Annotated in this window: 8 protein-coding genes; 2 read left to right on the top strand and 6 right to left on the bottom strand. The window is 57.3% G+C overall.

All coding sequences use genetic code 11. The features are described 5' to 3' along the window. From GYRE_RS16310 to GYRE_RS16285, 5 genes are all read right to left on the bottom strand, one after another. The coding region (locus GYRE_RS16310; protein WP_038256676.1) for a glycine/sarcosine/betaine reductase component B subunit at positions 1-678 on the bottom strand (678 nt) is incomplete at its 3' end. Between the two features lie 10 nt (positions 679-688). Then, positions 689-3,232, bottom strand: coding sequence for a glycine/sarcosine/betaine reductase complex component C subunit beta (gene grdC, locus GYRE_RS25030; RefSeq protein ID WP_038256675.1), 2,544 nt, complete (start codon positions 3,230-3,232; stop codon positions 689-691). A gap of 46 nt (positions 3,233-3,278) precedes the next feature. Further along, positions 3,279-3,755: a glycine/sarcosine/betaine reductase complex selenoprotein A gene (grdA, locus tag GYRE_RS16300; protein WP_081874665.1), complete on the bottom strand. Its 477-nt coding sequence runs from the start codon at positions 3,753-3,755 to the stop codon at positions 3,279-3,281. 28 nt (positions 3,756-3,783) lie between these two features. Next, the gene (locus GYRE_RS16290; RefSeq protein ID WP_038256672.1) at positions 3,784-4,107 is read right to left on the bottom strand and encodes a thioredoxin family protein; all 324 of its coding nucleotides are present in this window, start codon (positions 4,105-4,107) and stop codon (positions 3,784-3,786) included. A gap of 5 nt (positions 4,108-4,112) precedes the next feature. Next, complete coding sequence (locus tag GYRE_RS16285) at positions 4,113-5,342, bottom strand: FAD-dependent oxidoreductase (protein WP_038256670.1); 1,230 nt, start codon at positions 5,340-5,342, stop codon at positions 4,113-4,115. A gap of 84 nt (positions 5,343-5,426) precedes the next feature. Here GYRE_RS16285 and GYRE_RS25135 point away from each other — a divergent pair, with 84 nt between their 5' ends. Both GYRE_RS25135 and GYRE_RS16280 read left to right on the top strand, forming a co-directional pair. Then, the gene (locus tag GYRE_RS25135; RefSeq protein WP_258522009.1) at positions 5,427-5,549 is read left to right on the top strand and encodes a hypothetical protein; all 123 of its coding nucleotides are present in this window, start codon (positions 5,427-5,429) and stop codon (positions 5,547-5,549) included. 724 nt (positions 5,550-6,273) lie between these two features. Further along, the gene (locus GYRE_RS16280) at positions 6,274-7,683 is read left to right on the top strand and encodes an alanine/glycine:cation symporter family protein (RefSeq protein WP_006820629.1); all 1,410 of its coding nucleotides are present in this window, start codon (positions 6,274-6,276) and stop codon (positions 7,681-7,683) included. 34 nt (positions 7,684-7,717) lie between these two features. On the opposite strand, the gene cbl is transcribed toward GYRE_RS16280, so the two are convergent. Further along, positions 7,718-8,668 (bottom strand): HTH-type transcriptional regulator Cbl, encoded by a 951-nt coding sequence (gene cbl, locus GYRE_RS16275; RefSeq protein ID WP_038256668.1) that lies wholly within the window; start codon positions 8,666-8,668, stop codon positions 7,718-7,720. Positions 8,669-8,671 lie beyond the last annotated feature (3 nt).

Genomic DNA, 8,671 nt, shown 5'->3' with positions numbered 1-8,671 from the left:
CGTCGGCACCATTTTTTTCACATCGATGCCGTAGTACCAGCTATCGTGCAGCAGCCCCTGGCTTTGCAGCATGTAGACGTAGCCTACCGACGGCAGATCCGGGTGCTGCGCCAGCTGTTCGGCAAGCGGCAGGGTTTCAAAATGCGCCACGCTTTCGGCGGGTGCGGTTTTGACCTGGTCTGCCACCCAGCGGGCGGTCATCAGCCCGACCCGGCGCAGCACCTCTTCGTGCTGATACTGGTTGCAGTGTTCGTCCACCTCAATGCGCAGCACCAGGTTACGCAGCGCGGAGTAAGGGCTGTAATCTGCCCCCGGGCCGCTCATATCGATGATCCCCTCCTGGAATCCCACTACTTTCCCGGTGGTCACCACGGCAATTCCCTTCAGAGCAAGGGTTTTACCGCTGCCGACAATCGCTTCTTCACCGGGGTTAAAGCCGGGGAAGCAGCAGCCGCCGTCCAGTTTGCAACGCGGTTCAATCACGTCTTTCACCGGCATAATGCGCACAGAATCGCCGGGATTGACGATCGCTGTCTCTACTTCGGTTATCTGTGGATGAAGCGAGCGAATGTACTGCTCCAGTTCGCTTTTGCTGAGCTGCAGGTGGCCGCCCTTGAGCGACGACACCTCCGCAAACGAGAACCGTTGAATGTGAATTTCGCCAAGTTCCAGTTTCATGGCTGGCTCCTTAGTTCAAATACGATTGCAGGTGCGTCAGTGCTTCGGCACGCTGCTGCTGGTTAATCATCAACACCGGGCCGGTGCACCCCATACCCGTTTCGGCATATATCCCGGCCTGCCACAGGCACAGCTTCGCGTCCTCCAGCTGCAGGATATCGATGCCGTGGATCTCATCGTCGAGCACCGTTTTCGGCGGGCTTACCGCTTCCGTTGGCGCACTCTGCGGCGCAACGCCAGGCGTTCCCTCGCGGAGTATTTCGTCGATGCCGCAGGCGCAGGCCTGCTTCCAGTGATGCTGCCAGCAGCTCATAAGCTGCCGCTTCGCCATCAGCGCACAGAAGCGCAGCGCGTTGCTGATAGTCGCCGGGCCGCTGGCACGGGAGATAATGCCAATCGCCGTTTTCTGATCGGCCCCAAGGCCAATGCCGTAACCGCTGCCGAGCGTCTCCGTCTCACCCCCGCTTTGACCGGCGCTGAAAAGTTTGATCAGCAGGTTGCCGGTCAGCGTGTCGCAGACCATGACGTCCGGCGTCGCGCGGATAAGATCGTTACCGCGCATCAGCGCCCCGCCGTCGGCACGCCCGGAGCTGGCGAAACGAAGCGGGTATCCCGCGTCGCGCAGCCGTTCCAGCAGGCGCTTCGCTGAGGTCGCGCCGTCGGTGTTGAGGATCCCGACGCTCGCCTCACGAATGCCCAGCGCATCCGCCATTGCCAGGCCCGCCACCGCGTTGCGCATCATCGCCACCGGCGGGTGGATATCGCTACTGCCGGTGGTGCTTGCCAGCACCATCTGACGGCCGGTTGCCGCAGAAAACACCTGCGCCACCGTCGCCACGCCGAGCGGGAAGTTGTAGTGCAGCGTAACCGCCCCCTCCACCTCGCCGGACGCCAGCTGTTGCTCCATGATCCGCTGCGCCGCCGCCAGACTCTCCGTCGGAAGATGCGGGTAACCGGGCAGCCCGACGGGGCCGATAATGACCGGGATCAGCGCATCCGCCGCCTGCTCTGCCGCCGCCAGCAACACGTCGACGGGCAGCTCGCTGCCCAGCGCGGTAAAGGCAATTCTCGGTCTCAACGCGGCGTTGCCGAACGCGTTTTCTTCCTGCGATGCAGGTACCTGTTTGCCCGGATTACGCTCGACCAGCACGCTGATGCCATCAAACTGACTGGTCATGCGCCCGAGGAACAGGCTGCCCTTGCCGACCACCATAAAGTTGTTAATCGACTTATCGGCGATGGCGCGCAGACCGTGGCCGATAAACGGTATCCCGGAGGGAATATGTCCCTGAGTGGGTGCAAATCCCGGCATTCCGCGTTTCGCGACAAATGCAGCAAGCTCGCTGCGTTCCAGCCACCCTTCCATCACGCTCAATGCCGCAATCATCTTGTAGTTCGATTCCGGTACGTTGCCCGCCCCGGCGGGTTGGGTGATTTCAGGGTTCTGCAGCTCGACGCTGAACTTATCGACATCGGCGGTCGTCATCCCTGCGGCTTTCAACGGCTGCGAGATAAGCGAGGCCATCACCGCCTGCGGCGAAGAGCCGGTACCCACCGTGTGTCGCCCGGTCACGTGGGTATTCACCAGCGGACTGACGCCATCGTCTTCGCTAATCAGCAGCGCAAAACCGCCGAGCATATCTTCCAGCAGCGGCAGACCGTGCTTGATGTGATCACGTCCGTTCATTCCGAGCTTGGCGACGGAGCCACCCGCCAGCACCAGCACGTTTTTATAGACGCCGCTTTGCACCAGCGCCGCCGCATTCACCAGCGCATGCGCCGGCCCGGCGCAAAAACCGCGCATATCGATGCCCGTCGCCTGGCTGCAGCGCAAACTTTCCGCCACCGCCTTCGCGAGGTTACCGCCGCCGCGTTGGTTAACATCGCCAATCGCCTCTTCGGAGCACTCAATCACGTACTCCACCTGCGCCAGCTGGCTGTCGGAAAACTGCCAGCCCGCCAGTACCGCACTGGCTTTGGTGACCAGATTTTCCAGCATCACGTGCGCAGAGAGATTGATATCCAGGTCGTGGGCCGCTTTCACGCAGCCCACCAGCCGCTTGCCGATCCATAGCGGTTCAGCATGTTCAGCCACCTGCTGGGCCAGCGCCTCATCGCTCATCGTCACCACCTTCTCCAGCAGCGCGCGCTGCGAGAGCTTCGGATGGTCGCTGAGCTGGTTTTGCATTTCACCGACGAACGACGCCTGCCAGGCGGTTAATTCAAACGCATCCACGTAGCACAGCAGCGCATAGAGGATGGTTTCACTGTAGATTTCCCCCCAGGGGGCGCTGGCGCTGCCACGGTAGTCGGACTGTAGCCAGGGTCTGGGAATAGCCTCGAGCTCGCCGGGGCTGATATTGCCGATGTAACACTGGTTCGGCGGGTAGTTCACCGCCTGGTCAAAGGTCCTGAGGTGGTCAGGAATGGCGGCGAGCCAGGGCTCATCCGGGTGTTGCCGACGGGTTTGCTGTGCGGCTGCACCCTGCCACATCAACACATCCGGGGCATGCGCCAGGACATAGCCTGTCTGCCGTATCACTGCTTTTCCCATAGTTCCTCCTTGAGATACCTCCGGCCATGACTGGCCGGAGACTCAATCACTGATTCAGGTAATGACAGTAGCTCTCACGGTATTGGCGCACTTCCCCGGAAATGGCTTCAACATCCAGCACCATCTCCATCATGCCTACCTGCTGCTGATACACTTCTGCATCAACCGCCTGCTTCATCTCGTCTTCGACGATGTGATAACACTGGAGTCCCAACTGGACTCCGGCCAGAGGTCCTGCGAAAGTCGGATCGCCGTTAGTCACGGTCTCACATGCCAGGCCGGAAGCTTCGGCTTCCGATCCCCCGAGAACCACAATCAGGTCCTTCGGTGGATATTTTTCTGTCAATGCGAGCACGCGGCGCTGATTTTCGAGGTCCATCGCTCCGGCGCTTGTTCAGACAAAACACTCGGTTGTGCTGAACACCACCTCTGCCCCGGCGGAGCGCATGCACTCCTCTATTGCGGGGCCAGGCACACCATCCCTGTCGCCGAGAATGATGATTTTTTTACTGCTGAGATCCATAACGCCCTCCTTAGGGTAAAAAAATGCTTTACGCCACGCTGTGCAGCTGGGCTTCCAGCGCCTCACGAATCTGTTCGCTATCGAGCGTTTCACCGCTCAGGTGCGCCACCCGCTCACCGTTGCGCCAGATAACAATCGACGGTAGCCCCATCACCTTTTGTGCCATCGCCAGCCGACGGTTGCCCTGAATATTCAGGCTGCAGAACGTCACTTTTCCGCGATAGGCGTCGGCCAGTTGATGGATTTCCGGCATCAGCTCCATGCAGCGCTCACAGCTTTCGCTCCAGAAATCCACCAGCACCACGCCCTGGGCGATGGCGGCGTCGAAATTGTCTTTATTGAGTTCAATCATCGGTTTTACTCCGCAAAAATGGCCTCAGTTAACGATTCATCGGGCTGCCTGAGTCGCCGCACTTCTGCGCCATCCTGCAGGCACAGCAGCGTCGGCAGCTCGGTCACGCCGTAGCGCACCGCCAGCCGCTGGTTTTTATAGGAATCGACCGGCACAAAGCGCCAGTCAGGATGCGTGCTGGCTTCGTGCTCAAGCTGGGTCATCAGCTGGACGCTCTGCGGCGCGGTGGGCGACCAGAACAGCACCAGGGTTTTGGCCTCGTTATCAAGCACATGCTGCTGCCAGAAGGCCTCCTGTTCGAGATACTGGCTGGCCGCCACGGCGGCAGAAGCGCCGTCTCCGGCGGCGGTGACCACCTGGCGCAGGAACTTATTGCACACATCGCCCACGGCAAACACGCCGGGAAGCCGCGTCTCCTGCTGAGCGTTCACCTCGATATAGCCCGCGTTGTTGAGCGGCAGCGCGTCTTTCAGCGGCGCCAGCCAGTCGGTTTGCGGCACGGTGCCGACAAACATAAACACCCCGTTGGTGGGCAGGCGTGAACATTCGCCGGTTTTGACGTTTTTGATGTCGACGGCTTCCACCAGGTCATCGCCAACGATCGCGGTTACGGTGCTGTTCCAGAGAAAAGTGATTTTGTCATTGGCGAAGGCCTGCTCGCGGGCGATCCGGTCGGCATCAAGGTGGCCTTCATCGTGAATAACCACCATGGTGAGCGAGTTGACATAGCGGGTCAGGAAAACGGATTCTTCCACCGCCGTGTTGCCGGAACCCACCACCACCACGTCAAGCTCGGTATAGAAATCCGCATCGCAGGTCGCGCAGTACGACACCCCGCGCCCGGCAAACTCTTTTTCACCGGTGATGCCCAGCACGCGCGGACGGGTGCCTGTCGCAATAATCACGCTTTTCGCCGTGAGCGTTGTGCCATCTTTCAGTTGCACGGTTTTATGCATCCCGTCATCGCTCAGGGTCAGCGACTGTACGCGGCCGCGGATTATCTCAGCGCCGAAGTGGCAAGCGTGCTCTGCAAATTTATCCATCAGCGCCGAACCGCTGTCTTTTATTATTCCCGGATAGTTTTCCAGCTCAGAGGTGGTTGCACATTGCCCGCCTGGCCTGCGTTTTTCCTCAACCACCGCTGTTTTTAATCTGGCTCGGGCAGAATAAAGCGCGGCGCTTAATCCACCGGGGCCGCCGCCGATAATAAGCACATCGTATTCATTATTATTCATAGCAATGCTCCCTCACGGGAAAGAGGTGAATGAAAAACGTGGGCACGGCGCAGCCAGTCCAGTGACGGACGACGGAGGTAAGCGATGTCATTATTAAATTTTTGGCGTAACTATTTTTCCAGAGAAAAACTCGCCGGAGTAAAACTGGATGACATGCTGCGCCGCAGCAGAAAGAGAGAGGTCAACGATAAAGTCTGGCGGCTCTGAATGTGAAGAAATATAACATGGCGTACGCTCCTGAATGAAAGTCGCGGTTAGGTTCAGTCATATTTGGTACGCCATTAAAATAGGTTAATGCGGGTGTGATTTTTGTGATCGCCACACAACTATCGCATTAGAATAAATAATCCGTAAAATCTTGTGAGAGGGATCACGGACAGACTTTGAGAAACCCTGCGGATGTTACACATTGGTGAACAACCGGCCAAACCGACTCTACAAACGGATAACACACTTCAAATTCAAATAATTAGCATGTTGCCAATAATTTCTGATTAAAACTCAGTAATAACCAGTTAGTTGCCAGTAATGATTAATTAAACTTATCCACTTTCTCTCGCGCCGTGGCGAGTAAAAGTATAAATATGAAAACGATCACAGTCGTAACACTTTATCCTGCGCTATGTTTGTTAACACTATTGCCATCTCTTCAAGGGGAAAAACTTTGAATATCACCACTCGGGCGGGCCATATTTACAGCAATAAATGACCGAAATCGACGGACTGTGGAACGGTCCTGATAACACCTGCACTGCTCCGGGTATATTCCCCTGTCATACGCTATTACCTCTCATCATTAGTCATCCTTCAGCATAAAAAGCATGCGACCTGTTTCCTCAGGATGCAGAGACTCTGCTCTTCGCGCCTGAGAGAAAACGCTGTCAGGAAAAATCGTCTGCATGACTCGTAAACCTGACTCGGAGATTTCCCTATGCACTCGCTTGAAGTCATTGTGAACGTTCTGAATAAAATACTATGGGATTACCTGTTAATTATCCTGCTCTGCGGCATTGGTATCTATTACACCGTAAAGCTGAAATGCATTCAGATCCTGCGCTTTAAAACCGGGATCTTGATGCTATTTCGCGGCGTATCGCTTTCCGGTGAAAAGGCGGGCAAGGCGGGAATGAGTTCTTTCCAGGCGATAGCGACCGCCGTGGCGGGCCAGGTCGGGACCGGTAACCTCGCCGGCCCGGCGACGGCAATTATGGCCGGTGGCCCTGGCGCTATTTTCTGGATGTGGGTCTCTTCCTTCCTCGGCATGTCCACCATCTATGCCGAAGCCATTCTGGCGCAAAAATATAAAACCACCGATCGCAACGGCCAGGCCGTTGGCGGCCCGGCTTACTACATTGAGAAAGGGCTCAACTGCAAATGGCTGGCGGCGATTTTCGCGGTGCTGAATATTCTGGCGCTGGGACTGGTCGGCAATATGGTGCAGTCTAACTCCATCGCTAACGCCTTCCACCTGTCGTTCGGTATCAGCAACTGGGTGGTGGGCCTTGCTATCGCCATCCTGGTTGGGCTGGTCGTGATCGGCGGTCTGCACTATATCGCGGCGCTGAACGAGAAGCTGGTTCCGCTGAAGGCCTCGGTGTATATCATCGGCGCGGTGCTGATTCTGGTGATTAACTACGATTACATCTTCCCGGCGCTGCATCTGATTTTTGTCGCCGCGTTTAACCCGCAGGCGGCGCTCGGTGGTGCCGTGGGGGTTTCCATTCAGCAGGCTGCCCGTTTCGGTATTGCCCGTGGTCTCTTTTCCAACGAGGCGGGGATGGGGTCAACGCCGCACGCGCACGCGGTGGCCAAGGTGAAAAACCCGGAAGACCAGGCGCTTATCGCCATGACCGGCGTTTTCACCGTCTGCGTTATCGTGACCCTGACCGGGCTTGCCATCATCAGTACCGGCCTGAAAATGCTCAACCTCAATGGCCTGCCCATCTCGGAGTTTTTAAATTTCATGGGCAAAAACGGCACCGGGATTGCGGTAACGCAGTACGCTTATGAACTCATTTTTGGCTACTGGGGCGGGGTATTTATTTCTATCTCGCTGATGTTCTTCGCCTTCTCAACAATAATAGGCTGGTACTACTACGCCGAAACCAACGTGCGCTACCTGTTCGGCTCGATGCGGGCGCTGCGGATCTTCCAGTTTCTGATGGTTTTTGCCCTCTTTGCCTCCTCCGTTTTCAGGGTCGACCTGATATGGAATATGGCCGATACCTTTAACGGCCTGATGGTGATACCGAACGTGATTGCGCTGGCGATACTGTCGCCGATTGTTATTCAATATACGCGCCAGCATGTGTATCAACAGCATGATGCGGCGCAGGAGTAGCGACAAAAAAGCCTGCTCAACGGCAGGCTTTTGTTTAAATCTGATAATCAATCACCGTCTCATCCGTCTCCATCGCCTGACGTTTAATCTCCTCAAGCGACAGCCCGGCGTTGCACAGTTCGATAAAGCGCCAGACATAGTTACGTTGTAACTGACCGCGTTTTAGCCCCAGCCAGACGGTGTTGGCATCGAATAAATGCCGGGTGTCGAGGCGGGTAAACGTACCGGTTTCCTGCTCGTCGGCGGACTGTTCTGCCACCAGACCAATCCCCAGCCCCAGCTCCACGTAGGTTTTAATCACATCGGAGTCCTGGGCGCTCAGCACGATATCCGCCACCAGCCCTTTACGATTAAAGGCCTCGTCGATGCGCGAACGACCGGTTATCCCCTGGCGGTAGGTAATCAGCGGCCAGCGGGCGATGGCTTCAAGCGTCAGCGGATTGGCCTGCGTCAGCGGATGGTGCTCCGGCACCAGCAGGCTGTGCGACCAGCGGAACCACGGGAACGCCGCCAGCAGCGGATCGTTGCTGAGCCGCTCGCTGGCGATGCCGATATCGGCTCCGCCGTTACGCAGCAGGGTTTCAATCTCCTGCGGCGTGCCCTGGATAAGCTCCAGACGCACGTCGCTGTAAAGTTCGCGAAAAGCCTTGATAACCGGCGGCAGACTATAGCGCGCCTGGGTATGGGTAGTGGCGATGGTCAGCACGCCGCTGGCGTCGTTGGTGAACAGATCCGCCAGGCGACGCACGTTGCTCGCCTCGTTGAGGATACGTTCGGCAATCACCAGCAGCGCTTTACCCGGCTCGGTCATCCCCAGCAGCCGCTTACCGCGACGGATGAAAATCTCGATCCCCAGCTCCTCTTCCAGCTCGCGGATATGACGGCTGACGCCGGACTGCGACGTATAGAGCATGTTGGCGACTTCTGTCAGGTTGTAATCCTGCCGCGCTGCCTCGCGGATTATTTTAAGTTGCTGGAAATTCACCTT

The sequence above is a fragment of the Yokenella regensburgei ATCC 49455 genome (assembly GCF_000735455.1).
Lineage (GTDB): Bacteria > Pseudomonadota > Gammaproteobacteria > Enterobacterales > Enterobacteriaceae > Yokenella > Yokenella regensburgei.
Note: the sequence above shows the minus strand (reverse complement) of the source record. Positions and strands in the feature narration are given on the sequence as shown.